The sequence below is a fragment of the Photobacterium swingsii genome, assembly GCF_024346715.1.
Taxonomy (GTDB): domain Bacteria; phylum Pseudomonadota; class Gammaproteobacteria; order Enterobacterales; family Vibrionaceae; genus Photobacterium; species Photobacterium swingsii.
Window position 1 is genome coordinate 302,663 of record NZ_AP024853.1, and the last position, 25,798, is coordinate 328,460.

27 protein-coding genes are annotated in these 25,798 nt (G+C 42.9%); 21 read left to right on the forward strand and 6 right to left on the reverse strand.

From position 1 onward, the window contains the following. Window positions 1-134: 134 nt before the first annotated feature. From OCU77_RS18670 to OCU77_RS18730, 13 genes are all read left to right on the forward strand, one after another. Complete coding sequence (locus OCU77_RS18670) at window positions 135-605, forward strand: DUF1801 domain-containing protein (RefSeq protein ID WP_107302657.1); 471 nt, start codon at window positions 135-137, stop codon at window positions 603-605. A gap of 271 nt (window positions 606-876) precedes the next feature. Then, window positions 877-1,884, forward strand: coding sequence for a response regulator (locus OCU77_RS18675; RefSeq protein ID WP_048897833.1), 1,008 nt, complete (start codon window positions 877-879; stop codon window positions 1,882-1,884). Window positions 1,885-1,887: 3 nt separating this feature from the next. After that, on the forward strand, window positions 1,888-2,334 hold the full coding sequence (locus OCU77_RS18680; RefSeq protein ID WP_048897834.1) for a PAS domain-containing protein: 447 nt from the start codon (window positions 1,888-1,890) through the stop codon (window positions 2,332-2,334). 407 nt (window positions 2,335-2,741) lie between these two features. Next, window positions 2,742-3,731, forward strand: coding sequence for an OmpA family protein (locus OCU77_RS18685; protein WP_048897836.1), 990 nt, complete (start codon window positions 2,742-2,744; stop codon window positions 3,729-3,731). Window positions 3,732-3,994: 263 nt separating this feature from the next. After that, window positions 3,995-4,660, forward strand: a complete 666-nt coding sequence (locus OCU77_RS18690; protein ID WP_048897837.1) for a YceH family protein — start codon at window positions 3,995-3,997, stop codon at window positions 4,658-4,660. A 195-nt stretch (window positions 4,661-4,855) separates the two neighbouring features. Then, window positions 4,856-5,161: a GIY-YIG nuclease family protein gene (locus OCU77_RS18695; protein ID WP_048897959.1), complete on the forward strand. Its 306-nt coding sequence runs from the start codon at window positions 4,856-4,858 to the stop codon at window positions 5,159-5,161. A gap of 137 nt (window positions 5,162-5,298) precedes the next feature. Then, complete coding sequence (locus OCU77_RS18700) at window positions 5,299-5,844, forward strand: YaeQ family protein (protein WP_048897838.1); 546 nt, start codon at window positions 5,299-5,301, stop codon at window positions 5,842-5,844. A 113-nt stretch (window positions 5,845-5,957) separates the two neighbouring features. Continuing rightward, window positions 5,958-6,614 carry a YdcF family protein gene (locus OCU77_RS18705; RefSeq protein WP_048897839.1) on the forward strand — a complete coding sequence of 219 codons (657 nt, stop codon included), beginning with the start codon at window positions 5,958-5,960 and terminating at the stop codon, window positions 6,612-6,614. A gap of 180 nt (window positions 6,615-6,794) precedes the next feature. Further along, entirely contained in the window at window positions 6,795-7,931 is a 1,137-nt protein-coding gene (locus OCU77_RS18710; protein ID WP_048897840.1) for an efflux RND transporter periplasmic adaptor subunit, read from the forward strand. After that, a complete protein-coding gene (locus tag OCU77_RS18715; RefSeq protein ID WP_244915168.1) occupies window positions 7,924-9,252 on the forward strand; it encodes a TolC family protein in 1,329 nt (442 codons plus the stop codon). The genes OCU77_RS18710 and OCU77_RS18715 overlap by 8 nt, the downstream gene beginning before the upstream one ends. Continuing rightward, window positions 9,249-10,466 (forward strand): ABC transporter permease, encoded by a 1,218-nt coding sequence (locus OCU77_RS18720; RefSeq protein ID WP_048897841.1) that lies wholly within the window; start codon window positions 9,249-9,251, stop codon window positions 10,464-10,466. Before OCU77_RS18715 ends, OCU77_RS18720 begins: the two co-directional genes overlap by 4 nt. 1 nt (window position 10,467) lies before the next feature. After that, window positions 10,468-11,748: an ABC transporter permease gene (locus OCU77_RS18725; RefSeq protein ID WP_048897842.1), complete on the forward strand. Its 1,281-nt coding sequence runs from the start codon at window positions 10,468-10,470 to the stop codon at window positions 11,746-11,748. Window positions 11,749-11,762: 14 nt separating this feature from the next. Then, window positions 11,763-12,449, forward strand: a complete 687-nt coding sequence (locus OCU77_RS18730; protein WP_048897843.1) for an ABC transporter ATP-binding protein — start codon at window positions 11,763-11,765, stop codon at window positions 12,447-12,449. Window positions 12,450-12,523: 74 nt separating this feature from the next. Here OCU77_RS18730 and nrdF read toward each other — a convergent pair whose 3' ends face one another. The 4 genes from nrdF to nrdH are packed head-to-tail and all read right to left on the reverse strand — an operon-like array spanning window position 12,524 to window position 16,260. After that, window positions 12,524-13,498, reverse strand: coding sequence for a class 1b ribonucleoside-diphosphate reductase subunit beta (nrdF, locus tag OCU77_RS18735; protein WP_048897844.1), 975 nt, complete (start codon window positions 13,496-13,498; stop codon window positions 12,524-12,526). 17 nt (window positions 13,499-13,515) lie between these two features. Continuing rightward, a complete protein-coding gene (nrdE, locus tag OCU77_RS18740) occupies window positions 13,516-15,648 on the reverse strand; it encodes a class 1b ribonucleoside-diphosphate reductase subunit alpha (protein ID WP_048897845.1) in 2,133 nt (710 codons plus the stop codon). After that, entirely contained in the window at window positions 15,626-16,039 is a 414-nt protein-coding gene (gene nrdI / locus OCU77_RS18745; RefSeq protein ID WP_048897846.1) for a class Ib ribonucleoside-diphosphate reductase assembly flavoprotein NrdI, read from the reverse strand. Before nrdI ends, nrdE begins: the two co-directional genes overlap by 23 nt. Next, complete coding sequence (nrdH, locus tag OCU77_RS18750; RefSeq protein ID WP_048897847.1) at window positions 16,039-16,260, reverse strand: glutaredoxin-like protein NrdH; 222 nt, start codon at window positions 16,258-16,260, stop codon at window positions 16,039-16,041. Before nrdH ends, nrdI begins: the two co-directional genes overlap by 1 nt. Before the next feature lie 193 nt (window positions 16,261-16,453). Here nrdH and OCU77_RS18755 point away from each other — a divergent pair, with 193 nt between their 5' ends. From OCU77_RS18755 to OCU77_RS18785, 7 genes are all read left to right on the forward strand, one after another. Continuing rightward, window positions 16,454-16,822, forward strand: coding sequence for an iron-sulfur cluster assembly accessory protein (locus OCU77_RS18755; RefSeq protein WP_048897848.1), 369 nt, complete (start codon window positions 16,454-16,456; stop codon window positions 16,820-16,822). A gap of 2 nt (window positions 16,823-16,824) precedes the next feature. Further along, a complete protein-coding gene (gene sufB, locus OCU77_RS18760; protein ID WP_048897849.1) occupies window positions 16,825-18,288 on the forward strand; it encodes a Fe-S cluster assembly protein SufB in 1,464 nt (487 codons plus the stop codon). Window positions 18,289-18,293: 5 nt separating this feature from the next. Then, a complete protein-coding gene (sufC, locus tag OCU77_RS18765; protein WP_048897850.1) occupies window positions 18,294-19,040 on the forward strand; it encodes a Fe-S cluster assembly ATPase SufC in 747 nt (248 codons plus the stop codon). Next, entirely contained in the window at window positions 19,015-20,358 is a 1,344-nt protein-coding gene (gene sufD / locus OCU77_RS18770) for a Fe-S cluster assembly protein SufD (RefSeq protein ID WP_084711724.1), read from the forward strand. Before sufC ends, sufD begins: the two co-directional genes overlap by 26 nt. Then, entirely contained in the window at window positions 20,351-21,583 is a 1,233-nt protein-coding gene (locus OCU77_RS18775; protein WP_107302656.1) for a SufS family cysteine desulfurase, read from the forward strand. The genes sufD and OCU77_RS18775 overlap by 8 nt, the downstream gene beginning before the upstream one ends. A 4-nt stretch (window positions 21,584-21,587) precedes the next feature. Next, window positions 21,588-22,007, forward strand: coding sequence for a SufE family protein (locus tag OCU77_RS18780; RefSeq protein WP_048897851.1), 420 nt, complete (start codon window positions 21,588-21,590; stop codon window positions 22,005-22,007). 165 nt (window positions 22,008-22,172) lie between these two features. Beyond that, a complete protein-coding gene (locus OCU77_RS18785; protein ID WP_048897852.1) occupies window positions 22,173-22,394 on the forward strand; it encodes a hypothetical protein in 222 nt (73 codons plus the stop codon). Window positions 22,395-22,518: 124 nt separating this feature from the next. Here OCU77_RS18785 and OCU77_RS18790 read toward each other — a convergent pair whose 3' ends face one another. Further along, entirely contained in the window at window positions 22,519-23,277 is a 759-nt protein-coding gene (locus tag OCU77_RS18790) for a class I SAM-dependent DNA methyltransferase (RefSeq protein ID WP_048897853.1), read from the reverse strand. A gap of 310 nt (window positions 23,278-23,587) precedes the next feature. After that, on the reverse strand, window positions 23,588-24,532 hold the full coding sequence (locus OCU77_RS18795; RefSeq protein WP_107302655.1) for a YeiH family protein: 945 nt from the start codon (window positions 24,530-24,532) through the stop codon (window positions 23,588-23,590). 375 nt (window positions 24,533-24,907) lie between these two features. Between OCU77_RS18795 and OCU77_RS18800 the strand changes: the two genes are divergently transcribed. Then, entirely contained in the window at window positions 24,908-25,795 is an 888-nt protein-coding gene (locus OCU77_RS18800; RefSeq protein WP_048897855.1) for a phosphotransferase, read from the forward strand. Window positions 25,796-25,798: the final 3 nt, after the last annotated feature.

Consider the following 25,798-nt stretch of genomic DNA (forward strand, 5'->3'; position numbering starts at 1 on the left):
AAGTGGCTCATTTTGATAGGACTATGGATGAGCAATGTGCTGCTATCTTGTCTAAGTGAATGATCGGACAAGCAAGTGTATTACAGATTGGGATTATGATTTGAACAATCAACCATTGTCGAGCAGAGGTTAACATGAAATCCGAGGCAACAAGCGTTAAAGCGTACATGGCTGATCTGCCCGCAGAGCGTCAAGTGGTCATCGAGCAGTTACGGCATATTATTCTTGATAATTTACCTGAAGGTTTTCAAGAAACAATGAGCTACGGCATGATAGGTTACGTTGTGCCTCATTCACTCTATCCTGATGGGTATCACTGTTCTCCCGATCTACCTTTACCATTCATTAATATCGCTAGCCAAAAAAACTTTATCGCGCTTTACCATTCTGGCATTTACAGTAGCCCTGAGTTACTCGCTTGGTTTGTGGACGAGTACCCTAAATATTGTAAGAGCAAACTGGACATGGGAAAGAGCTGTATTCGTTTTAAGAATATAAATAAGATCCCCTTTGAGCTTATTGCGCAGCTTGTGGCCAAAGTTAGCGTCCAAGAATGGATAGCTTTGTATGAAAACGCGAGAAAAGTGCCTACTAAAAGGAATTAAACAAGACCGAGCAACAATCTACTGATATTATTACCACACTAAAATAAGTCAAAAAAAGCGCTCCAGAAACCAAAACGCGTATCAATATGCAGCCTCTATAACTAAGATTGGCGATGTGCCAGCCCCGTCATTTTAGCGTGGTGCTGAAAGCGCCTTATTAGGTTCTTCATACTAATAATAAGTGTGTTAACAACCTCATTTTGGTTGGTTTAAAACCGCATTACACTGCATGTTGGCGTATATCGGCAACAAGAAGCGCATCGGAGCGAGTATGACACCGTCAGTATTAATATGTGATGACTCCGCATTAGCCAGAAAACAAATGGCTCGCGCTTTACCAAGCTCGTTAAATGCGGAAGTCACATTTGCAGTGAATGGTCTTGATGCCCTGAAACAACTGCAAGAAAAACAGTTTTCTTTGATGTTCCTTGATCTAACCATGCCAGAAATGGATGGTTATCAAACGCTGCAAGCGATTCAAGAGCAGGGCATCGATATCAAAGTGGTTGTCGTTTCAGGCGACATCCAACCACAAGCTCAATCACGTGTTAAAGCCCTTGGCGCGCTTGATTTCTTGAAAAAACCCGTTGATAAAGCTTATATCAAAACCTTGTTGCAAGAGTTGTTACCGCCGCCTGCAGAGTTTGATTTTGATGCGCCTATTCAACGTACCGCTATTCCAGCATTGCGTCGTCGTGATATTTATCTAGAAGTTGCCAACGTAGCCATTGGTCGTGCGGCTGATTCACTTGCTCGCCACTTTGACGTATTTGTGAATCTACCGCTTCCTAATGTTAATGTGTTTGAAGTGAGCGAACTTCATATGACCATGCGCCACCTTGCCAGCAATAGCAATATGTCGGGTGTATGCCAAGGTTTCAGTGGTGAAGGTATTGCTGGTGAAGCGCTAGTTTTGCTGAGTGACTCAAGTGTTAGTGAAGTCATGCAGTTGATGCAATACCCAGAAGACAGTGGACAAGATTTTGAGTTAGAACTACTGATGGATGTCAGTAATATTCTTGTGGGGTCTTTCTTAAAAGGGTTAGGGCAGCAGGCTGAAGTGAAGTTCTTCCAAAGCCACCCTGTGTTGCTTGGTAAGCATCAACCCGTCGATTCATTTATTGATCAAACATCAGGAAACTGGCGACGTACAATGACGTTTGAAGTGAGTTACTGTATTGAAAACACAAATATCAAATGTGACATGCTATTGATGTTTGTTGATGAATCGCTGCCACTGCTTGATAACAAGCTGTCTTATTTATTGGACGAGGATTAAAGAATGCTGTCGCTACCCGCTGAATTTGAGCAGTTTCACTGGATGGTCGACATGGTTCAACATGTTGATCTTGGCTTGATTGTTCTGGATCGTGAATACACCATTCATGTATGGAATGGTTTTATGGTCCATCATAGTGGCAAGCAATCGCACGAAGTGATTGGCAAAACACTGTTTGAGGTTTTTCCGGAAATCCCTAAAGAATGGTTTGTTGCTAAATCACGCCCAGTTTTTAACTTAGGTTGTCGCAGTTTTTTAATCTGGCGTCAGCGCCCATATTTGTTTAAGTGCCGTAATGTTAGACCAATAACTCAGCAGGCCTCATTTATGTATCAGAACGTGACTCTGAACCCGATGACATCACCAAAAGGTACTGTGGACTACTTATTTTTAGCCGTTGAAGATGCAACAGCTGAAGCGATTGCGGAAGGAGCGACTGCAAATAATTAAATGCAATGGCCTTGGCTATATTTAGACTGAGGTTTTGTCTAATTTATTGTGGTTAGCTGCCAAATACAGTTATCGAATAAATAAAATAGTCTTGAATTATAAGCGAGAGTACTGGGTTTTCACCGAAAATATTCAGTACTCTCTCTTTAATTAGTCTTTTCCCTCTCTTTGTCTGTTTTATTCTTCTTTCATCATTGTTTTTGTGGATAAGTGATTGGTTCTTAATACTAATGCAGACGCAATAAATGTATTTTTCTTGCCAACTATTTAAAATAGACATGGCATATCCCCAGAAAATTCCCAAAAATTTGATATATCTACAATTTTTCACGTTTAAATTTTGTATTTAACTAATACTCGGACTAAACACATGGTTGTAGTGGCTCAAAATAATAAGGATATTCAATATGTCTAAGCTCACCTATGTTCTACCGCTGGCTCTATTAATCTCAGGAGCAGCACACGCAGTAAGTGATAACCCTTGGTATGCGGGTGCCCGTATTGGTGGTACGCATTACAACAACTTCGAAGGAATCATTAAAGGAGCTGATGATCAGCTAGATAAAGATGATTTCGGGGGAGGTGTGTTTGTTGGTTATAACTTTGTTCCTTGGTTTGCTTTAGAAGGTGGTTATACCCATCTTGGTAAACTAAAAAGTAAAGTCGACGGTGGTGGCTCTTTCGAAACACAAGGTATCGATCTTGTGGGTAAATTTACTTGGCAAGCGATGGACTCTTTTGATCTGTTTGCAAAAGCTGGTGGTTATGGCTACAAAGTAAAAGCCGGCAATGAGAAAGAAAATGGCTTTGCGCCTACGGCGGGTGTCGGTGCGGAATACTTCTTTACCGATAATCTATCGACTCGACTTGAGTATCAATACTACTTCAATCTTGGTGACAAAGATAAAACGGGACGTATCGACGCTCAATTTTACGGTATTAGCTTAGTTTACGGTTGGGGAGCGCCAGCACCTGTAGCGGTTGTTGAGCCAGAGCCTGTGTTAGCTGAACCTGTAGTTGTAGAGCCTGTTGTAGTGCAAGTTGAGCCATTAACGCAATTGTTACCATTTGCGTTTGACAGTAATGCGTTATCTCAAGCAGATATTGATCGCTTGCAGCCTATTGCACAACGCTTAGTCGATTACCCTGAAACTGAATTGTTTGTGATTGGTCATACAGATAGCCGTGGTGCAGAAGCGTATAACCAGAAACTTTCGGAGCAACGTGCTGATGTTGTTGCGGGCTACCTAGCTAGTCACTTCAATATTGATGCTAATCGTATTAAAACGGAAGGTCGCGGTGAAACTCAGCCGATCGCAACGAATGACAATGAAGAAGGGCGTGCTCAAAACCGTCGTGTAGAAGTGTATACACCTGGCTTTGAAGTTCAGCAGTAAAGCGTAACGTTATAATGAAAAAGCGCCGAAAGGCGCTTTTTTATTGTCGTTTTATCGCTGATTAGTATTTTATGTGCAGTGCTAAGCCGAGAGCAGCTGTAGAGTAAGTGCGATTTTGATCTCACTTTTATTCTATCTGCGCTGAAATTTTCAGCAGTTAAAATCATTGGTGCTTGCCGTGTGTAAGTGTCGTGCTAATGTGTCTAGAGGTATCTCCATAAAATTTATGGAAATTAGAAAATTGAAGGGTAGAGGAATAGATCATGGATATTAACTTTTCACCAAATGAAGCACGTGTGATTGGTTGTTTACTCGAGAAGGAAGTCACTACCCCGGATCAGTACCCCTTAACATTGAATGCGATTACAACAGCTTGCAACCAAAAAAGTAGCCGTGAGCCAGTGATGGCGCTGACAGAAGCTGAAGTCCTCGATACGATAGAGCTACTTAAATCACGCCACTTTATTCAAGAAGTCACGGGTTTTGGTAGTCGTGTCGCTAAGTTCCAACACCGTTTTTGTAACACTGAATTCAGTACCTTCCAGTTCAGTGAGCAAGAGAAAGGCGCAGTTTGTGTCATGCTATTGCGTGGTGCACAATCCGCAGGCGAAATCCGAACACGTACGAACCGCTTATGTAAGTTTGCGGATGTGAAAGAAGCAGAAGCCGTGCTTGATCAATTAGCGGCTCACCCAAAAGGCCCCTTTGTTGTTAAGCTACCGCGTGAAACCGGTAAGCGTGATTGCCGCTATATGCATTTGTTTAGTGGTGAAGTGGATGTCGAAAATTTTGTTGTTGCCGCTCCAGCAACGGCAAGTGCGAAATCTGCGGTATCAGAAGAGCGTATTGTTGAATTGGAAGAGCAGGTTGCCACATTAAAACAAGATGTTGCAGAGCTACGTGACATGCTTGAAAGCCTAACGAGCTAACTTAGATATAATGTACTTGTTTTAGTTAGAAGCTCAGCAATTCGCTGAGCTTTCTGTTTTTAGTTCCGTATATATCGACTGATCCCGTTGTATTAAAATCATAACTCCTAACTTATTCCAACGATTACGATGAATTCCCCTAAAGCAGTGACGAAACTAATAACCACTGAATGTGATAGTCAGATTACTCAACCAATGGCGACAGAAGAAGTAGCGGATGTGAAAGCGTGGTCAGTTTATTTAATTCGAATGCGCAACAATAGCTTGTATTGTGGTGTGACGATTGATGTCTCACGACGCTTTAAACAACATCAAACGGGTAATCAAGGAGCGAAAGCACTAAAAGGGAAAGGGCCTTTGTTGCTTGTATGGTCGCAAGAAGTTGGCGATAAGCGCCTAGCTATGCAGTTAGAATACCGAATTAAACGGCTAACTAAAGCCAAAAAAGAAGCATTAATTCAAGGGCAATGGGATGTGCTTTCCTTGGCTCCAAATGAATGAGTAACATATAATTTGCTGGATATTTGCACGATTATGGCTGTTGTAGTGCATGCTTATCTATTTGAATAAAATGGAAATTGCTTAACCATCCTATTCTGGCTACACTCCTGATATTAACTTCTCAGGTGTACATTCTCATGGCGCTAAAAGCCACTATCTATAAGGCACAGTACAATGTTGCCGATCTTGACCGTCACGTTTATTTAGACGTCAACCACACTATAGCTCAACACCCTTCAGAAACTGAACAGCGCTTGATGTTACGTTTGCTTGCATGGGGTCTTAAAGCATCAGAAGAGCTTGTTTTTACAAAAGGTCTTAGTGATGTTGATGAACCAGAGCTGTGGAATAAGAACTACAGTGACGAAATCGAACTTTGGGTTGATTTAGGTCTACCTGATGAAAAACGCATTAAAAAGTCATGCAATAAAGCTAAGCAAGTTCTATTAGTCGTTTATGGCGATAATGCGACGGCACAATGGTGGCAACAGCACCAACAAAAACTTGCGGTTTACAAAAATCTAGAAATCATTCAAATTTCAGATGCATCTTTAGTGGAAATGGAAGCCTTGCTTGAACGCTCAATGCAGCTTCAATTAACCATTGAAAGTGAGCAAGCATGGTTAAGTGCAGGTAAAGGTAGCTGTGCAATTACACCAGTTTGGCTAAAACGCGCAAGTTAATCGAGTTACTTATCTAAGCCGCAACGCTCGAATAATATCGGCAGTGTCATCTTAATTTCATTTTAAGTTCTCACATTAAGTAAGAACTCATGAATTTTGGAAAGGGAAATCACATGGCAAAACAACTTCATGCACTCGCGCAAAAAGTATGGGACTACCATAAATTAGACCACACTTTGATTAAGAGTGATTGCATTTTTGTGTTGTGTAGCAATGATGTTCGCGTTGCTGAATATGCGGCGCAGCTGTATCTAGACGGTTATGCGCCCTTTATTATTTTTTCGGGCGGGGTCGGTGAGCTGACCCAAGGCATGTTTGAAGGATCGGAAGCAGAGCATTTTGCTCAGATTGCAGCCGATCTTGGTGTGCCTGAAAGTAAGATTCTCGTTGAGCCTCAGTCGACAAATACTGGCGAGAATATTCAATTTACCCAAGCCTTACTCGAGAATGAAGGTCTAGACCCACAACACTTTATTCTGGTTCAGAAGCCATTTATGGAGCGTCGTACCTATGCGACCTTTATGCGACAGTGGCCAAATAAGCACTGTATTGTTACTTCGCCAGCAATCTCTTTTGATAATTACCCAAATGATGTGATCAGTTACAGTGATCTGATCAATGTTATGCTTGGTGATCTACAACGTATTCGTGTTTACCCAGAATTTGAATACGCCATAGAACAACCCATTCCCGACGATGTCTGGCAAGCATTTGAATCTTTGGTTGATGTTGGTTTCAAAGAACACCTCCTTACTCTTACTGCAAGTTAACCCTGCTTAAAATGCCCCTTTGGTAGCAAAATTGTGTAAGTAATGTAAAGCCTCAACATTTGTATTGAGGCTTTTATATTATGGCTAGCTATATCGAATTGAACGATGTATTATTTTTGAACTTCACGCAGACCTTCTGGTCAATAACCCTTATATACCCAAGCCATTACGAATATAACTATGAAAAAACGCTGGATTTCAGGCGCTATCGCGATTGCATTAGCGACTGGTGGATATTTTTATTTGCAAATACCGGCAGAAGATACTTCTGCGACACAACCTACTTTGACTGTTGAGCAAGGTCATATTGAAAAGACGGCGATTGCAGTGGGTAAAATTGTTCCCGCCCATTCGGTACAAATCAAATCTCAATTAGAAGGGATCGTCGAAGAAATCTATCACCAAACGGGTGAGCAGGTTGAAGCGGGGACGGCACTGTTTAAGATCAGACCAAACCCAACCCCCCAAAAGTTAACGCAAGCCGTAACAGACGTAATGACGAGCCAAGCAAGATTGGACTCAGCGCAACAGAAATACGACAACTTAGCTGGTCTGGTTAAAAATAATGTTATCCCTAAAAATTATGGGGACTTTATTGGCGCTAGGACTGAGGTACGTCAGGCAGAAGCCGATTTACGTCAGAAAAAACAAAACCTCGATCTTATTCAAAGTGGTGAGTCGACGGTTGGTAAGGCAAAGCTATCTTCGACCATTTATGCGCCTATTACTGGCACTGTTTTGAATGTATTAGTTGAAGTGGGTGAGCCCATTATTTCGACCGAGTCCAATCAAGCGGCGACGGTAATGATGTCGATGGCAAACATGGATAATATTATCTTCAAAGGCAGTGTGAGTGAGCATGATGCCGCACAATTATCACCCGGTATGGCAGCAAATCTGACGCTCGCACCTTACCCAGAAGTGAGTGTAGAAGCGCATTTGAATAAAGTTGCCGTTCAGTCTGAAAAGCTTAATGCCGTTAATGGCCAAGCGACCAACGGCAATTTTGATAATGGTTTCCAGATTGAAATAGATAAGATCTTATTCCCTGAATCATTGCGTGTGCGTTCTGGTTTTTCCGCAACTGCAAAAATCACGTTAAAGTCTGTTACTGATGTACCCACTATTCCTGAACGAGCATTACAGTTCGATGGTGAATCGCCGTCTGTTTTGATCCCAGATGAGAGTGAAGCTGGTTTTCGAGTGCAGCCTGTTAAGCTAGGTTTATCGGACGGTATTAATGTTGAGGTTATTGAAGGCCTGACTGAAGGCGAAGCGATACTCGATGCTAGTATGATGGGAGCACCGAATGCCTAATCGACAAACACGGAACATACCGGCTAAGCCGCTTCGCTTAAATCGAGTGATGGTAGGCATAGCGTTGAGCTGCTCTATTATGGCGACCACGGCCTTTAGCTCTGTGGTGAATGCTCTTACTTTATCTGATGCTTGGGTCGCAGCCAAGGCTAATGAGCCACAATATCTAAAGTCACAAATTGATGTTCAAATTGGTGAAGCCGATGTTGATAGCTCTCGGGCGGGCTTATTGCCAGACGTTTCTGCGAGTGCAGGTGCAAACTGGAGTGACTCTAACAGTGATGAGGTCACAAGCCAGTATGGGATCAGATTAAATCAAACCATTTGGGACAGTGCAAAGTGGCGAACATTAGATGCGAGTGAAGCGCGTTTAATGAGTAAAGCATTACAGACCTCTGCGCAAAAGAATGCATTAGCAGAAAAGGTGATATCGGCTTATTTGAATGTCGCATCGTCACAGGCTGCTTTGAAACTGGCTGAGCAGAAATATAACGAAAGTACCAAATTATTAGCATTGACTGAGCAGCGCTTTAAAGCAGGTAAAATAATGGCGACGGATCTGGAAGATACGCGCGCTAGCCATGTTGATGATCAAGCTTCTATCTTAACGGCTAGGGCGCAGTTACTCGATAACCAAGCAGCTTTAGCGAATTTAATTAATGTTATGCCTGATCAGGTTGATGAAGTAAACGCAGAACACCTGTTTGCGCCACCGCTTAAATATAACGGTGAGCAAGATTGGTTAAAAATGGCAAAGGACAACAGCCCTGAATTACTGGTTGCTCTGCAAAACTTAAAAGCCGCCCAAATTGATAAAGATACTGCGAAAGCAGGGTATTATCCGACTGTCAAAGGCAACGTTGGCTACCGTAATGAGAGCAAATCGAACAATAACGATTTGTATGCAGGTTTAAGCCTCAGCGTGCCAATTGATTTAAATGGATCAACAAGTGCCAATGTAGAAAAAGCGTCTTTGCAGATCTTGCAAGCGAAACAAGATGTACGCGCTGTTGAGATTCAGTTAAAACAAGATGTACAAATCCGCTACCGTAAACTCGCGCTTGATTGGCAGCGTGTCGAAATGGCGCAGCAACAGGTGAACTCAAGGCAGCAAGTGCTCTCAAGCAAACAATCTGTTTATGGTGCCGGTTTAATTGACTCCCTCGAAGTGATTCGTGCCCATAACCGGTTATACGACAGCAAAAACGCGCTGCAAGTCTTACTTTACCAGTATTGGAAAAACCGAGCAGCCTTGCTAAAAGCCGTTGGCCAGTTAGACGATAATGCAATTTCTATGGTGAGTAAGGCACTTCATTCATGATGCTACTTCAGCAAATATACCAAACGTTGTTTGCGCACAAGCTGCGGGCAGCCTTGGCCGTTATAGCGGTGAGCTGGGGGATTTTGGCTGTACTTGTACTTGTGGCGTTGGGTGAGGGCTTTTACCAAGTGAACGTTAAATCGTTCGCGGTGTTAATGAGTGATACGCAACTTGCAATGAATGGCCGTACAACCCAGCCTTGGCAAGGATTACCTGCAGGACGTGCTATTACCTTTCGTGAAGAGACTGCCCGCAAGTTGGTTGAACATAAGGAAATCGACGCGGTGTCCGTCCTTTACTTTAAATGGGATGCAAGTGTTACAGACGTTACAGGGAGAACAATTCCCGGTTATGTCCGTGGCGCTGATCAGTATTACACCGAATTGCGAAATGTTCGTTTGCAGCAAGGCTCGCGAGGGATTAACCCTAGTGACATGATCAACCATTCACGCGTTGCTGTTATTGGTTGGCAGCTGGCAAAGCAAGCAAACTTACAGGTCGGAGGTGAGCTGAAAATTAATGGCGTGCCTTTTACTGTGGTTGGGTTAACTCAGCAAGCAGAAGGTGGCAGTGCATTTGGCCGTCGTGAAGATAATCAAGTAATCATCCCCTCAAAAACATATCTAGATTTATGGTACGCCAAGCCCTCACAACTTTGGGTTAAACCGCACCAGGGTGTATCTGGCGCTTTATTGCGCAAGAGCTTGCAACATTACTTCGCAAAAATTGAGCATTTTAACCCTTCTGATCCGAATGCTATCTGGCTGCCTAACTTCGGTGAAGATGCGAAGTTTTTCGATGCATTATTACGCGGTATCCAAAGCTTTCTTGGAGCCAGTGGCGTAATGACATTGGCTGTTGGCGCATTAGGTGTGGCTAATATTATGTTCTTATCGGTAACTGAACGAACGCGTGAGATTGGCGTGCGTTTGGCAATTGGTGCTAGGCAGCGAGATATTTTAAATCACTTTATTGCCGAAGGGTGCTTATTAGTAGGGCTTGGTTGTTTGGTTGGCGTGCTATTGGCTTATGGGGCTGTTGAAGGTTTGCTTGCCATTGGTTTACCTGGTTGGTTAGGTAAGCCTGAAATTACCACTTGGTCATTGTGGCTAACGGTTGGGGTTACCATTGTTTTGGCGTTACTGGCGGCTTGGTTTCCTGCTCGTCGCGCCGCACGATTAACGCCTGTTATCGCGTTAAGTGCAAGGGGGTAGCATGATTCCATTTCGACAGATATTCCAAGAGATGGCAGCAGAAAAACTGCGTCTTGGTTTGATGATCCTTGCGATTGCTTGGGCAACCATTTGTATTGCGTTAATGCTTTCGATTGGTGAAGGTCTGAGCCAAGGGTTAACGCGTCATGCAGAGAGTGGTAACGGTAAATTGATCCGTGTTATGGGCGGTATGGCGACCATGAATTATGGTCAGTTTAGCCAAGGAAAGATGCTAAAACTCTACCCTGAAGATATTGACCTTATTCGTGCTTTGCCTGCTGTTAAAGCCGCAGAACCCGTCGTGACATGGGACAAAGAGGTTATTTATAACAAGCAAGTGAGTTGGCAAGCCCCAATGGCTGTTTCGGCGGATTACCAATCCATGATGGGTTTTTCGATTGCTGATGGTGGACGTTGGCTCAATCCTTTGGATTTAAAAGAGCAACGTAAAGTCATCGTGTTGGGTGAGAGTGTCGCGGTTGAACTTTTCTATAAAGGAGAGATCACTGACTGGGATAATTTACCTCAGCTTGATGAATCTCCTGTTGGTAAAACCGTCAAAATTGGTGAAGAGTCATTTACCATAGTCGGTATTCTTAAACCGTCAGCGATGCGCGTTGGGGAAGGTGTACCCGCTAATTATGCGGTGTTTATTCCTTTTACCACTTGGCAACGTTTCAATACCAATGCACCTGTTTCTGCGCTTGAGGTTTACCCCGCGGAAGGCAGTGACCGTACGTTACTTGCTAAAACCATTCGGCAAGTGATCAGCCGTAAATATGGCGCTAGCTTGCAAGATGCACAAATTGTGCAATTGGAAGATATGCTAGAGCGCCAGAAAACCATGAAGACATTTTTGCTTGGGCTACAAAGTTTCCTTGGCATCATCGGTTTGGTCACTTTGTTAGTCGCTGGTGTTGGGATTGCCAATGTAATGTATGCATCAGTGAAACGAGCGACCCGAGATATTGGCGTGCGTATGGCAATTGGCGCAACGCCAACGGATATTACACTGCATTACTTGGTGCAGGCATTTCTGACAATGGGGCTTGGAGGCGTCATTGGTTTAGCGATTTCGCAATCAGCTGTTCAGGCTTTATCAGCTATTCCTATCGAAGGTAATTATTTGTACGAAGAGCTTGGTCGACCTGTACCTGAGCTGTCATTAGCTGTTGTTATGATCGTGGTTGGCGCGTTAGCGCTTGTTGGATTGTTGGCGGCATGGTTCCCAGCAAGACAAGCTGCCAGTGTGACACCACTAGAAGCGCTACAAGGCGAGTAGAGATTAATTTAGTTATGTCATTAGTAGAATTGCAAGCTATTAGTAAGATTTATCAAAGTGGTGCAGAAGTAGTTAAAGCACTTGATGACGTTAGCTTAACCATCAATAGAGGCGAGTTTCTTTCTATTTTAGGGCCTTCTGGTTCGGGAAAGTCGACTTTAATGAATATGTTAGGTTGTTTAGACAAAGCCAGTAGCGGTGAATATTTGCTGGAAGGTGAGTCGATAGAAGGCTTAACCAGTAATCAACTTGCTGCCATCCGAAACCAAAAAATTGGTTTTGTATTTCAGAGTTTTAATTTGTTGGAATATGCCAGTGCGCTCGATAACGTTGCTTTACCTTTAGTTTATGGTGGTGTCTCTTTACGTGAAAGGCGTAAACGTGCGGCGGTATTACTTGAAAAAGTGGGTTTGGGTAATCGAATGGATCATAAACCCAATCAATTATCTGGTGGTCAAAAGCAACGTGTTGCGATAGCGCGTGCACTCGTTAATGAGCCGCAAATTATTTTAGCGGATGAGCCAACCGGGGCACTTGATACTAAATCCGGTGCTGAAATTGAACTTCTGTTTAATCAACTTCACCAAGAAGGCCGAACCATTATTGTGGTTACCCATGATTTGGAATTAGCTCAGCGAACCAAGCGAATTATTACAATTCGTGATGGCAAGCTGGTGGGTGATGAAGTCCCTAGCCAGTAATTGTACCCTCTAGTCTGAGGGAGCAAGTTGAGACGAAAAAGCGACTTAATTAGTCGCTTTTTTCGTATGGGGCGCTAGAAATCCCAATCTTCATCCTCGGTCGCGACGGCTTTGCCAATCACATATGAAGATCCAGAACCCGAGAAAAAATCATGGTTCTCATCGGCATTGGGGGAGAGTGCTGCCATAATTGCAGGGCTGACTTGGCATAACTCGTCAGGAAAGAGAGGCTCAAAACCTAGGTTCATTAATGCTTTGTTAGCATTGTAGTGTAAGAAGTGTTTAACATCCTCTGTGAGGCCGACACCATCATAGAGTGATTCAGTATATTGGCTCTCTAGTTCATACAATGAGAACATTAAGGCAAACGCTTCGTCTTTAATTTGTGCTTGTTCCGTTTCATTGCGTTCATTGAAGGCTTGTTGAAACTTATAACCAATGTAATAACCATGAATGGCTTCATCGCGAATGATTAAGCGAATTAAATCAGCGGTATTGGTCAACTTGGCACGACTTGACCAATACATAGGTAGATAGAAGCCGGAATAGAACAAAAAGCTTTCGAGAAATACACTGGCGACCTTTTTCTTCAGTGGATCGTCATTGGCTTGGTAGTCATCTAAAATAATCTGCGCTTTTCTTTGCAATAGCTCATTTTCTTCTGCCCAACGGAAGGCTTCATCAATTTGAGGTGTGGTACACAGAGTCGAAAATACCGAGGAGTAGCTACGGGCATGCACTGCTTCCATAAAAGCGATATTAGTCAATATCGCTTCTTCGTGCTGTGTTCTTGAGTCTGCCATTAGCGCAGGGGCTCCAACCGTATTTTGGATAGTATCGAGCAGAGTTAGGCCTGTGAAAACGCGAATTGTCAGGGTCTGTTCTTCATCCGTGAGTTGTTGCCAGGTTGGTATATCGTTAGATAAAGGCACTTTCTCTGGAAGCCAAAAGTTGACGGTTAATCTATTCCAAATCTCGAGATCTTTATCATCTTGTATTCGATTCCAGTTGATCGCTCTGACTGGTTGTAAAGTGGGAGTTATTGTCATGGGGATTTCCTTTTTAATCACAGCGAACAAGAAACACAGCCATCAACCTGAGTGCCATCGAGTGCTTTTTGGCGCATACGAATGTAATAGAGCGTTTTAATTTTCTTTTTCCAGGCATAGATCTGTGCTTTGTTAATATCACGGGTTGTGACGTTATCATTGAAGAATAAGGTTAATGACAGCCCTTGATCGACGTGTTGAGTCGCAGCAGCATATACATCAATAATTGCTTTGGGGCCGATTTCATAAGCATCGCGATAGTATGAGATAGTGGTGTTATCGAGATACGGGGCTGGGTAGTAGACACGGCCGATTTTGCCCTCTTTACGTATTTCAATTTTGGCCGTCACTGGGTGGATAGAAGCGGTCGAGTCATTGATATAGCTAATTGAACCTGTTGGTGGAATGGCTTGTAAATTACGATTGTACAGGCCGTGCTGCATGACTTGCTGCTTGAGCGTGCTCCAGTCATCTTGGTTAGGTAGTTTCAGACTTAATTTTGTGAGTAATTCAGTGACTTTCTCAGTTTTAGGCTGAAAACTCTGGTTTAGATATTTGTCAAAAAATATGCCGCTGGCGTAACTTGAATGCTCAAAGCCACAAAAGGTTGCTTGCCTTTGTTTTGCTAGTTGATTAGAGGCGACAAGGCAATGGAATAGTACGATAGCAAAGTAGACATTGGTAAAGTCGATAGCTTCTGGGCTGTCGTAGTGAATATTTTCTCTTGCCAAGAACCCGTGGAGATTCATTTGACCCAGACCAATCGCATGGCTTTCGTCATTACCTTTACGAATGGAAGGAACGCTGTCTATCTTGGACATTTCTGAGACCGCATTCAGCGCTTTTATCGACACTGCGATGGTCTGTGGAAGGTTACCGCCATCGAGGGCTTTGGCTATATTCATTGAGCCTAAATTACATGAGATATCACGGCCTAATTGGTTGTAGCTTAAGTCAGTATTAAACTCTGATGCTTCATTAACTTGGAGGATCTCAGAGCACAAATTAGACATGTTAACTCGGCCTTGGATTGGGTTGGCTTGATTAACAGTATCTTCAAACATGATGTAAGGGTAGCCAGATTCAAACTGGATCTCAGCCAGTGTTTGGAATAGGGCTCGCGCGCTGATTTTCCTTTTTTTGATCTTAGGGTCATCCACCATTTCTTGGTATTTCTCTGTCACGCTAATTTCAGAGAAGGGCATACCATAACGTCTCTCGACGTCGTATGGTGAAAACAGATACATGTCTTTATTTTGTTTCGCGAGTGTCAAGGTGATATCGGGGATAACGACACCCAGACTCAGTGTTTTGATTCTGATTTTTTCATCGGCATTTTCACGTTTAGTATCTAAAAAATGCATGATGTCTGGGTGGTGAACATTGAGGTAAACGGCCCCAGCACCTTGTCTTGCCCCGAGTTGGTTGGCATATGAAAAGCTGTCCTCGAGCAATTTCATTACAGGTACGACACCAGAACTTTGATTGAGAATTCCTTTTATTGGAGCACCTTGCTCGCGTAAATTACTTAGCAATAGCGAAACCCCACCACCTCGTCGAGACAACTGTAGTGAGGCGTTGATTGCTCGACCAATACTTTCCATATTGTCTTCAATTCGCAGCAGGAAACATGAAATTAGTTCGCCACGGCTTTTTTTTCCTGAATTGATGAAGGTAGGGGTGGCTGGTTGAAATCGCTGGTGGATGATTTCGTTCATTAATTGCAGGGCGAATGTTTCATCGCCTTGGGCTAACGCGAGAGCAGTCATTACAACGCGATCTTCAAAACGCTCTAAGTAACGCTTTCCATCTCGGGTTTTAAGCGCGTAAGAGGTGAAGAACTTATACGCACCGAGAAAAGTCCGAAAACGGAATTTAATTTGGTAAGCCGCTTGCCAAATATGGTCAATAAACGCAGTGCTATATTGCTGTAAAACCTCAGGTTCGTAGTACTCTTCACTGATAAGGTAATCCAGTTTTTCAGCTAAGTTATGAAAGAACACGGTATTTTGATTAACGTGTTGTAAAAAGAACTGACGGGCAGCTTGTTTGTCTGATTCGAATTGAATATTTCCTTGATCATCGAGGAGGTTGAGCATCGCATTGAGCTCATGGTAGTCCAACGAATTATGCGTGAATTGCGTGTCCATGATGGTTCCAAAATTGTTGTAGTCCATGCCGCACCTTGTGTACATCCTGCGGTGTTCCAGATAGCTCGAATCGATACAGTAATGGTACGTTGCATTTACGTGAAATAATGACGCCGGATTGAGCGAATAATGCACCAAAATTTCGATTTCCCGATGCAATTACGCCTATTAGTAAAGAACGTATCTGGGTGTCATTTAATGCTTTAATCACCGATTTAGGGACGGCGCCGTCCCCTTTCCCGTCGGCATAGGTGGGGCACACCAAAACGAAAGGGCGTGTTATTGCTGGTGTGGGATCGTCAGCATTAAGTGGTAAACGTATTGCGGGTAGCTTGAGCTGTTTAATAAAGCGCTCTGTGTTACCCGAAAGGCTTGAATAATAGACAAGCATTAGCAGATCTGGTCGATCATATCAGGACGAAATCCAGACCAATGGTGCGAACCTGCGACGACAACTGGTGCTTGCCTGTAACCCATAGATTGAACCGCCTTCATTGCAGAATCATCTTGGGTGAGGTCAACTACGCTATGCTTAATGCCTTTTGTTTGAAGCGCTTTTACGGTGGCTGTGCATTGAACACACTGAGGTTTTGAATAAACAACAATATCCATTTTACAGTCTCCTTTTAATCTAAATGATAATTATTATCCCTTCGTGTTCCACATATAGTATTTGCAAGCTGGGAAATGTCAATATGATGTGGTTGATTATAATCCCATATAAAATTCATGGTTGAATATTAATTGAGAATAAATATCATTCACATTTGCTGTTCGGGTTGATAAATGCAATGAGGAATGGAGCATGAGTGTTCAAAGGTCAGATTCAACTGAGGTTTCTATTCATGACATGGTGTGGAAGGGGATTCACTTATCTGAATCAGCGGCCAGCAGAATTGCGCAGCTGTCTTCTAATGAACAGTTATTTCATTTAAGTGTACGGCCTTCAGGGTGCACGGGTTTCGCTTACGAGGTGAAGCTCATCAAACAAGCAGAGCAATCAGATCTTAGATTTAGTTCTAGGGATGTGGCGTTTTATGTTGCCTTGAGTGCTATGCCCATGCTTGATGGCACAGAGATTGATTTTGTTCGCCAAGGATTAAACAGTCACTTTGTTTACCATAACCCTAATGTCAAAAACATGTGTGGCTGTGGTGAAAGCTTCGGAGTGTAAAAATGTGTGCAGTTGAGACACAGCCAGAAGTGGAAGAGATGTTGCAAAGTAGCAACTACAAACAAGGTTTTTATACTGAATTGTCATCAGACACCTTGTCTATAGGGCTTAATGAAGAGGTAGTGCGTGCGATATCGGCAAAACGTAATGAACCTGAGTGGATGTTGGCATTTAGGCTAGATGCTTTTCGAAAATGGCAAAAAATGGAAGAACCTCATTGGTTAAAAGCAGAATACACTGGCCTTGATTATCAAAGTTACAGTTATTACTCCGCACCGACTTGTGCTAAATGCGATAGCGCGACGACAAATGATGGTTCCAATGAATTTCTTACCCATGAAGTAGAAGCCGCATTTAAGCAATTGGGTGTTCCTGTAAGAGAGGGGGCGGAGGTTGCAGTTGATGCTATTTTTGATTCGGTATCTGTTACCACAACTTATCAACAAGAGTTAAAAGCGCTAGGGATTATCTTCTGTTCATTCAGCGAAGCTATTCATACATATCCAGATTTAGTGCGGCAGTACCTAGGGACAGTTGTTCCTGCGGATGATAATTTTTTTGCGGCCCTAAATGCAGCCGTTGCCTCTGATGGCACCTTTGTCTATATCCCCAAAGGAGTTCGCTGCCCGAGAGAGTTATCCACTTATTTTCGAATTAACCAAGCAAAAACAGGTCAGTTTGAACGGACAATTTTAATTGCTGATGCAGGCGCTTATGTCAGTTATATAGAAGGTTGTTCGGCGCCAGTGCGCGATGCCTATCAGTTACACGCTGCCGTGGTAGAAGTGATTATTCACCAAGATGCAGAGGTGAAATATTCGACGGTGCAAAATTGGTTTTCAGGTGAAGAAGAAACTCAGGGCGGCATACTTAATTTTGTGACAAAGCGAGCGGTTTGCGAAGGTGCTCATAGCAAGATGTCCTGGACACAATCAGAAACAGGATCTGCCATTACGTGGAAATACCCCAGTGTGATTTTGAAAGGGGATCATTCTGTTGGGGAGTTTTTCTCGGTGGCGCTGACCAACGGTGTTCAGCAGGCTGATACTGGAACCAAGATGATCCACATCGGAAAAAACACCCGCTCAACCATTATCTCTAAAGGGATTTCTGCCGGTAAAAGTGAAAACAGTTACCGCGGCCTAGTCAAAATCCTGGCCAGTGCAGAGGGGGCTCGCAACTTTACCCAATGTGATTCGATGCTGATTGGCGCAGATTGTGGAGCCCATACCTTTCCATACGTCGAAGTTAAAAATCCAAGCGCTCAAGTTGAACATGAAGCGACGACCTCTCGAATTGGCGAAGAGCAACTCTTCTACTGCACCCAGCGAGGCATCAGTGAAGACGATGCTATTTCAATGATCGTTAATGGATTCTGTAAAGACGTGTTTTCAGAATTACCGCTCGAGTTTGCGGTTGAAGCGCAAAAATTGCTTTCTATTAGCCTCGAACACAGCGTGGGATAACCAAAATGTTAGAAATTAAAGACTTACATGTCAGTGTAGACGATAAGCCCATTCTTCAAGGTATTCATTTAACCATTAAGCCCGGTGAGGTTCACGCCATCATGGGGCCAAATGGATCGGGTAAAAGTACCCTGTCGTCGACATTAGCGGGAAAAGAAGAGTATCAAGTCGACAAGGGAAGCATGGTCTTCAATGGTAAGGAATTAGCGGAACTCGAGTCAGAAGAGCGTGCAGGTGAAGGTATTTTCTTGGCGTTTCAGTATCCGGTTGAGATCCCCGGTGTCAGCAACAAGTTATTTTTAAAAACGGCGTTAAATGGCATTAGAAAGTATCGAGGTCAAGATGAAATTGACCGATTTGATTTTGATGATTTGCTCGAAGATAAAGCCAAGCTGCTTAAAATGCCAGCCGACCTCCTTCAGCGTGCAGTGAATGAAGGCTTCTCGGGTGGCGAAAAAAAACGTAATGATATTTTGCAGATGGCTGTTTTGTCGCCGCAATTATGCATTCTTGATGAGACAGATTCGGGGCTCGACATTGATGCGTTAAAAGCGGTTTCTGCTGGGGTTAATGCCCTTAGAGACGACAAACGTTCGTTTATTATGGTAACGCACTACCAGCGCATTTTAGATTACATCAAACCAGATTATGTGCATGTTCTCTATAAAGGAAAAATAGTGAAATCAGGGGACCATTCATTAGCAAAACAACTTGAGGATAAAGGCTATGGGTGGATCACAGGTGAAGAATAATGCGGCATTAATGGAAAACCTTGAGGGCATGGTTCAATCGGGGAAATGGCAACAACAACAATGGCGTAAAATTGCAGCTGAAGGGCTTCCTATAAACAAAGACGATGCTTGGAAATACACATCGTTGTCGGGTTTTAAACAACTGCCACTTCACTCTGCGGTATTTCAACCTGTAGAAAATATTTCATATGAAAGCTTAAGTCTTAACCTTGATGGTTATCGGTTAGTGTTCTTTGATGGGCTATTTTCAGTTCGATGCTCAGATTGGATCCCTAAAATAACCATTACACCTCTCGATCGACTATCAGATGTTGAAACGTATGAATTGTCGAAATCTGTTCAACCTGATGCTTTCACTTATCTAACGGATGCCACGGCAACCGGTGGTGTTTTAATTGAAGTGGACGCAGAGACTGTAATCGATAAGCCCATTTACTTACTGCATATTAGCAGCGGTATGAAGGGGGACGTGTGCAGTTATCGTCATCATATATCGTTAGGGCGTTTATCGCAGTGTGAGCTGATTGAACATCACATCTCATTGGATCAAGGTGGTGGTGTGACGCTTTCTCGAATGAGTGCCGATGTGGGCAAAGGGGCACACTTCTATCACACTAAATTAATAGAAGAGGCGCCTTGCCAGCATCATTTTGGGCATAACGATATAGTTGTGGATCGCGATGCTAGTGTTCATTCTCATTGTTTGATGTTATCTGGCGTATTGTGCCGTCATCAAACAAGTAGTCATTTACAGGGTGAAAATGGTTTTATCGAAATGAATAGCCTCTCTATGCCAGATGATCAACAGACTTTTGATAGTCGAACCTATTTACGGCATCAAGCACCTCATTGTCGCAGTGAACAGCTGCATAAGACAATTGCGAGAGGTGCGTCTAATGGGGTGTTTGATGGCATGATCTATGTTGAACCAAGTGCTTTGAAAACAGATGGGCAAATGGATAGCCATAATTTGCTATTGAGTGAATCCGCTCAAGTAAATTGTAAGCCTCAGCTAGAGATCTACGCTGATGATGTGAAATGTAGCCATGGCGCAACGACAGGTCAGCTTGATGCTAGACAGGTAGATTATATGCGCGCAAGAGGGATATCAAAGGACAAAGCGCAACAAATGCTGTTGTTTGCTTTTGCTTCTGAAGTGGCGTTTAAGATCCGTAATGGATGCGTTAAACAACATGTATGTGACAAGTTGGTGGGATCTTTATCTCAAGTACGGCCCCATTCTGATAAAAAAGGGTTAGATCCACATCTAATTCCAGAGAAGTTTACAGGCAGATCACAAGGTGAATTTTATGTGTGATCATACGGTAATAAAGAGTCCTTGGGTTGATGATTTTCCTGCATTAAAGACCGAGGTATATCAAAAAACATTGCGTTACCTCGATACTGCAGCGACGGCGCAAACACCGAATGTTGTGATCGAGAGAATGACACGCTTTTATCAAAATGATTATGCCAGTGTACATCGTGGTATTCATTATCTAAGCGCAAAAGCCACGCAAGACATGGAAGATGTTCGTTTACAAGTTTCCGGTTTTATTGGTGCCAATTCGCCGAATAATGTCGTATTTACCAAGGGGGCGACAGAAGCCATTAACCTTGTTGCTAATAGCTATTTAAGGCCTTTGTTATCGAAGGGCGATGAAATCATAGTAACGGAAATGGAGCACCATGCGAATTTGGTTCCCTGGCAGCTTTTATCGGCGAGCTGCGGGGTGACGATAAAGGTGTGGCGACTGAATCAAGATAATCGCTTGGAGATGAGGGCGCTTCAATCCTTAATTACTGCTCGAACACGTTTAATTGCTGTGACTCATGTATCGAACGTACTTGGCACCGTGAATCCAATCAAAGCGATTATTAGCTATGCGCACAATCACAATGTTCCCGTCTTAGTTGATGGTGCGCAGGCAGTGATGCACCAAGCTGTTGATGTAACGGGCTTAGACTGTGACTTCTACGTATTTTCAGCACATAAACTTTACGGGCCGACTGGTACGGGTGTTCTATATGCGAAAGGGTGTCATCTGGACAATATGGTGCCATGGGAAGGTGGTGGTGCCATGATAGAGCAAGTCACTTTACCAAATGGGACGACCTATGGTGAGGCACCATGGCGCTTTGAAGCGGGGACCCCGAATATAGCTGGTATCCTAGGTTTAGGCGCAGCTATTGAGTATATCGAAGCGGTAGGGCTGGAAAAAATTGCCCAGTATGAACGCCAAGTGATGACGTATTTGCTCGATTGTCTTGTGCAAGTGGATGACATTGAAATTTATGGCTGCGATGATAGCCGTGAAGGAGTCGTTGCTTTTAATTTGACAGGACACCATGCATTTGATGTCGGGGCGTTTCTCGATCGATATGGTGTTGCGATACGCACAGGTCATCATTGCGCTATGCCATTAATTGAAAAGTTAGGCCAAAGTGCGGTTTGTCGAGCCTCAATTGGCATGTATACACAATCATCGGATATTGATGTCTTAGTGCAAGGTTTGCGCAGAATTACTCAGCTCTTAAGGTAAATACATGACACCAGAAAAATTGGCTAACAACTTCAATCGTTGTTGTGACTGGGAAGAGCGTTATTTGTATTTGATTGAGCTCGGAGAGCGTTTACCGAGTTACCCAGATGCAAAGATGACAGCGAAGTATATCGTCAAGGGGTGCCAGAGTAAGGTATGGCTCGATCTGAGCTGTGACATAGAATCAGGAACCTTGATCTTTTTAGCCACCAGTGATGCAGCCATAGTCAAAGGCCTACTTGCTTTGCTTAGAGTTGCTTATCACGGTAAGCAGCCCCATGAGGTACGACTTTTCGATATTCAAGCTTGGTTTGAGGCACTGGAACTAAAATCTCACCTCACTCCTGGAAGAACACAAGGGCTAGACGCTATTGTGAAACAAGTACATGAAAAGCTAGTAACAGACGAAGTACTTGTTAGTTAATTGGTTGTATGACGCGCTTGGTATCGCCTAACAAGCTATAAAATAGTGAGATAACAAGGGGAGTTATACCAATTCTGACTTAGTTAGAGATAAACGGTATTTTTTACTTCCTGATTCTTTTTCAATAATGAAGGACGAACTAGAAAAAGAAGTAGGGAAAAATCTATGTATAAAGGGATCGGGTTGGTTATTGCGTTAGTGGGGGCGTCGCTGCTGACCTCAGGCATTTATAGTGCCGTATTAGATTTGATCGCTTTTGTTGTATTAGTTTATATGGGGCTCAACCACAAACAATATCACCGAGGAAAACAAACCAAAGAGCAGGAAGCTCATTTGGCATTTAATGTGAAGAAGCAGAGGAATGACAAACTCGATATTACGCCTTAGAGCTGTTTACGAACTAACGCGTATATCATTGTCGGCAATCTGCTTTACACCTATTGAGGCGTAAAGTTATCCCTTAATGAATGCTACACATGATAGCGTTCAGTAAGGGGCAGTACGTTAAATCTTAGCGTTTCACACAAACAAAAATGGCGTTGCCCGCGTTATCGCCCACTGGAATGATCTTGTCATAGTCATGCTCAAACACATGAACATCAAAGTAAGGCATCAGCAATGCTTTTAACTCATCAAAACCTACCGCAACCATAGGGTGTTCATCTTGCCAAGATTGAGTAACTTGTTCGGTTGTTTTCTCAATGCTCAATTTAAGCGATTGTTTTTCGCCTTCACCGCTGTAGTGCCAGCCAGAGCTAAACACAAATTCGCTGTCATCGAAGTGTGTGGAGTGGCGAACAAAAGACGCATTATTGATTTTGTTTTTCTCTACAGAGTTAAAACAAAAAACACCGCCGTCTTTTAATGCCTTATGCACACTTGCAATGCAGCCTTTTAAGTTTTCAATACCACCGCTGTAATGGATGGAATACAAAAAACAGGTAATGAGATCAAGTGGTTCTTCTACCGTAAAATCACACATATTCCCTAGCGTGAACTCTGCTTCAGGACAGCGAACTTGAGCCATGTCTAGCATGGGCTGATTAATATCGAGTCCACGACTTTGGTAGCCATAGTCAATAAAGTAGCGTACATGCGGGCCCGTACCACAGGCGAGATCAAGGTGCGTATTTCCCTCGTTACCAAAGAGTTGGTGGAGTCGACGAACATAATGACTTTGTGCTTCGTAACCGATGTCTGCACACATCAAATCGTAGTAAGAAGATAAGTCGGTGTATAAAGCATTAGAAGACGTGGTTACTGCCTGCATTGTCACAAATCGCGTTTTTGGTCGGTAATGGGAGGCGAATACTAGGGAAAAAGCACCCCGTTGCGAAGCGTATAATTTTCATCGTTACGATGAGTGATTTTAATTAAAGTTAGAGGTGAGAGTGGCCAACAATTCGCAAATAAAACTCAAGGGAATGACAAAAAGCGTGAGATAACATTTTATAAAAGATGGGTTCGAAAGGCGGATGCTGCAGGTGAATTTTGAGGTGAAATGGTGAGGATTAAAAGCAAGGAATAAAAAACGAGAACACATGCTCTCGTTTTTATAGATAGTGTGAACGGCTCTTTGATTAGCTCATCAAGATGTAAGTTAACGATGAACCGCCAATCGCAATCCAGAGCAAAATACCTAATACAAGTGGTTTAGCACCTGATGCACGTAGTTTTTGCACCGTAATGCCAGAACCAATTAAGAACAAACACACGACAAGTAAACGCTTTGATGCCAAGAATATTAAGCTGTAGAGATCGCCAAGTTGTGGCAGTAGGTGTGCAATAGCGATGGCGACACAATAAAACACAATGAAATAAGGAATGGCAATCTTCTTACTGTCGCCTTTGAACATTAGCGCACTCAAAAAGGCAATTGGAATAATCCACAGTGCTCGAGCAAGCTTTAATGTTGTTGCTGTTTTTAATGCTTCATCGCCATATGCTCCCGCTGCACCTACCACAGAAGATGTATCGTGAATTGCGATAGCAGCCCAAGTACCAAAAGCGTGTTGGCTCATTTCAAATAAATGACCAATAGCAGGGAAAATAAATAGCGCCACAGAGTTGAGCACAAACACAGTCGCCAGTGCTAATGAAATTTGTTCATCTTTTGCGTTAATGGCTGGCGCAACTGCGGCGATAGCACTACCACCACAAATTGCAGTACCTGAGGCAATCAGGTGACCTGTTTTCACATCGAGTTTGAACAAGCGGGTCAGTATAGTTCCTAAAATTAAGGTACAGAATATAGATGAAACAATAATCCCTAAACCTTGTTGGCTTGCGGTAATTGCCTCGCTTAAATTGATACCAAAGCCTAAGCCTACAATTGAGTAGGCTAGTAGCTTTTTAGTAAAACTAGCCAGATTAAGCTTTTCGGGAATTAAGCCAAGACTCGCGAGTGTAAAGCCCAAAATAAGCGCAACAGGCGAGCTAACAATAGGGAGAAAGCATACAAGGGCTATTAAATAAAAAGGAAGATCAGCTTTATGAAAAGCAAAAGGTTTTTTAGCAAATTGCATGAGTGAATTTATGTAGGGTGAGAATAATGAGGGAGTATACGTGAGTCGTAAGTTTTCGTTGAGTTAAATAAATTGATGCTAGGGTTAAGAAAAACTTAACCTTCGTAAGTCAGGGAGGCGTAAATGGAATACTTTAAGCTGTAGTGGTCGTTATGGTGTTGTTAACTCTTTGTGGTTAGTGACCTTGTATTTATTTAGGAAGATGAAGATAAAATCATAAATTTGATTCAAAAAACTAGCAATTATGGTTTTTTTGTTGCATTGTTTTTAAAGATTAAAGGGTAAATTTTATATTTTTCAATGGGTTATTCTAATTCAGAATGTGGTGTTGTTTTATTGGTATGATACCGATTGCACTGGATTAAAAGGAATATTATGAATCAGCAACAATTAGAACGCATTGCGTCTGATACGTTTCAAAAGTTGTTTGGGTTGCGAGCTTCATTTGTTCAAACTGAGCTGACATTTTATGGATGTGTTGTATTCCTTGCGACAGATAAACAAAAAGCTGTCATCAAATTTTCAAAAGAAATTGGCCGGTTGGCTAAAGAGATTCAAGGGCTTGAGCGCTTAAATAAAATCCTTGATTGCCCGGTTCCTGCTATTTACTTTTATGGCCGTGATGAAGGGTATGATTATTTGGTCTTAGAGTGGTTAGATGGTCGATCTGCCCATGAGCTTCCGCTGGACAAAAAAGCCATCGCGACATTTGGTGAACACTACACTGATGTTTTACTCGCGTTACATGAATGCAGCCATGAACAAGGCTTTGAACTTGATGATCACACTTTTTCTCCAAGGCTAATTGATGCTTTTGAACACTGGATGTATCCCGTTTACCGCTATTTAATGAGTGCAGCATCCCCATTTTCTCGCCAACTAAAAGATGATTTTGCCAGTCTATGGGAGTCACGAGCGCAAGTTTTAGCACCTATAAACCAAGGTTCATCGTTAGTGCATGATGATTGCCATATAGGTAATGTCTTATTTGACCCCAAAACTTATAAAGTCGCTGCTTTGATCGACCCTTGCGATGTTGGCTTTAAGCACCGTGAGTTTGATCTGTTTCACTTATACGATGTTCGCCCAGATTTAAAGCTAGCTGACATGTACATTAAGAAAGCCAAACTTGCAGACGGCTACCAAGCTAGACGCTGGTTTCTCAGTTTGTGGGATGACGCAAAGCATAGCCGTAATATTGGTTGGTACGATGAAGAGTGGATCAGCCATAAGTTTGAGCGTTATGGCCAAGAATGTGCTTAATGC

Excerpts from the sequence above, each read along its gene's own strand:
- OCU77_RS18670 (WP_107302657.1), top strand. The coding sequence starts at position 135 with ATGAAATCCGAGGCAACAAGCGTTAAAGCGTACATGGCTGATCTGCCC.
- OCU77_RS18675 (WP_048897833.1), top strand. The coding sequence starts at position 877 with ATGACACCGTCAGTATTAATATGTGATGACTCCGCATTAGCCAGAAAA.
- OCU77_RS18680 (WP_048897834.1), top strand. The coding sequence starts at position 1,888 with ATGCTGTCGCTACCCGCTGAATTTGAGCAGTTTCACTGGATGGTCGAC.
- OCU77_RS18685 (WP_048897836.1), top strand. The coding sequence starts at position 2,742 with ATGTCTAAGCTCACCTATGTTCTACCGCTGGCTCTATTAATCTCAGGA.
- OCU77_RS18690 (WP_048897837.1), top strand. The coding sequence starts at position 3,995 with ATGGATATTAACTTTTCACCAAATGAAGCACGTGTGATTGGTTGTTTA.
- OCU77_RS18695 (WP_048897959.1), top strand. The coding sequence starts at position 4,856 with ATGGCGACAGAAGAAGTAGCGGATGTGAAAGCGTGGTCAGTTTATTTA.
- OCU77_RS18700 (WP_048897838.1), top strand. The coding sequence starts at position 5,299 with ATGGCGCTAAAAGCCACTATCTATAAGGCACAGTACAATGTTGCCGAT.
- OCU77_RS18705 (WP_048897839.1), top strand. The coding sequence starts at position 5,958 with ATGGCAAAACAACTTCATGCACTCGCGCAAAAAGTATGGGACTACCAT.
- OCU77_RS18710 (WP_048897840.1), top strand. The coding sequence starts at position 6,795 with ATGAAAAAACGCTGGATTTCAGGCGCTATCGCGATTGCATTAGCGACT.
- OCU77_RS18715 (WP_244915168.1), top strand. The coding sequence starts at position 7,924 with ATGCCTAATCGACAAACACGGAACATACCGGCTAAGCCGCTTCGCTTA.
- OCU77_RS18720 (WP_048897841.1), top strand. The coding sequence starts at position 9,249 with ATGATGCTACTTCAGCAAATATACCAAACGTTGTTTGCGCACAAGCTG.
- OCU77_RS18725 (WP_048897842.1), top strand. The coding sequence starts at position 10,468 with ATGATTCCATTTCGACAGATATTCCAAGAGATGGCAGCAGAAAAACTG.
- OCU77_RS18730 (WP_048897843.1), top strand. The coding sequence starts at position 11,763 with ATGTCATTAGTAGAATTGCAAGCTATTAGTAAGATTTATCAAAGTGGT.
- nrdF (WP_048897844.1), bottom strand. The coding sequence starts at position 13,498 with ATGACAATAACTCCCACTTTACAACCAGTCAGAGCGATCAACTGGAAT.
- nrdE (WP_048897845.1), bottom strand. The coding sequence starts at position 15,648 with ATGGACACGCAATTCACGCATAATTCGTTGGACTACCATGAGCTCAAT.
- nrdI (WP_048897846.1), bottom strand. The coding sequence starts at position 16,039 with ATGCTTGTCTATTATTCAAGCCTTTCGGGTAACACAGAGCGCTTTATT.
- nrdH (WP_048897847.1), bottom strand. The coding sequence starts at position 16,260 with ATGGATATTGTTGTTTATTCAAAACCTCAGTGTGTTCAATGCACAGCC.
- OCU77_RS18755 (WP_048897848.1), top strand. The coding sequence starts at position 16,454 with ATGAGTGTTCAAAGGTCAGATTCAACTGAGGTTTCTATTCATGACATG.
- sufB (WP_048897849.1), top strand. The coding sequence starts at position 16,825 with ATGTGTGCAGTTGAGACACAGCCAGAAGTGGAAGAGATGTTGCAAAGT.
- sufC (WP_048897850.1), top strand. The coding sequence starts at position 18,294 with ATGTTAGAAATTAAAGACTTACATGTCAGTGTAGACGATAAGCCCATT.
- sufD (WP_084711724.1), top strand. The coding sequence starts at position 19,015 with ATGGGTGGATCACAGGTGAAGAATAATGCGGCATTAATGGAAAACCTT.
- OCU77_RS18775 (WP_107302656.1), top strand. The coding sequence starts at position 20,351 with ATGTGTGATCATACGGTAATAAAGAGTCCTTGGGTTGATGATTTTCCT.
- OCU77_RS18780 (WP_048897851.1), top strand. The coding sequence starts at position 21,588 with ATGACACCAGAAAAATTGGCTAACAACTTCAATCGTTGTTGTGACTGG.
- OCU77_RS18785 (WP_048897852.1), top strand. The coding sequence starts at position 22,173 with ATGTATAAAGGGATCGGGTTGGTTATTGCGTTAGTGGGGGCGTCGCTG.
- OCU77_RS18790 (WP_048897853.1), bottom strand. The coding sequence starts at position 23,277 with ATGCAGGCAGTAACCACGTCTTCTAATGCTTTATACACCGACTTATCT.
- OCU77_RS18795 (WP_107302655.1), bottom strand. The coding sequence starts at position 24,532 with ATGCAATTTGCTAAAAAACCTTTTGCTTTTCATAAAGCTGATCTTCCT.
- OCU77_RS18800 (WP_048897855.1), top strand. The coding sequence starts at position 24,908 with ATGAATCAGCAACAATTAGAACGCATTGCGTCTGATACGTTTCAAAAG.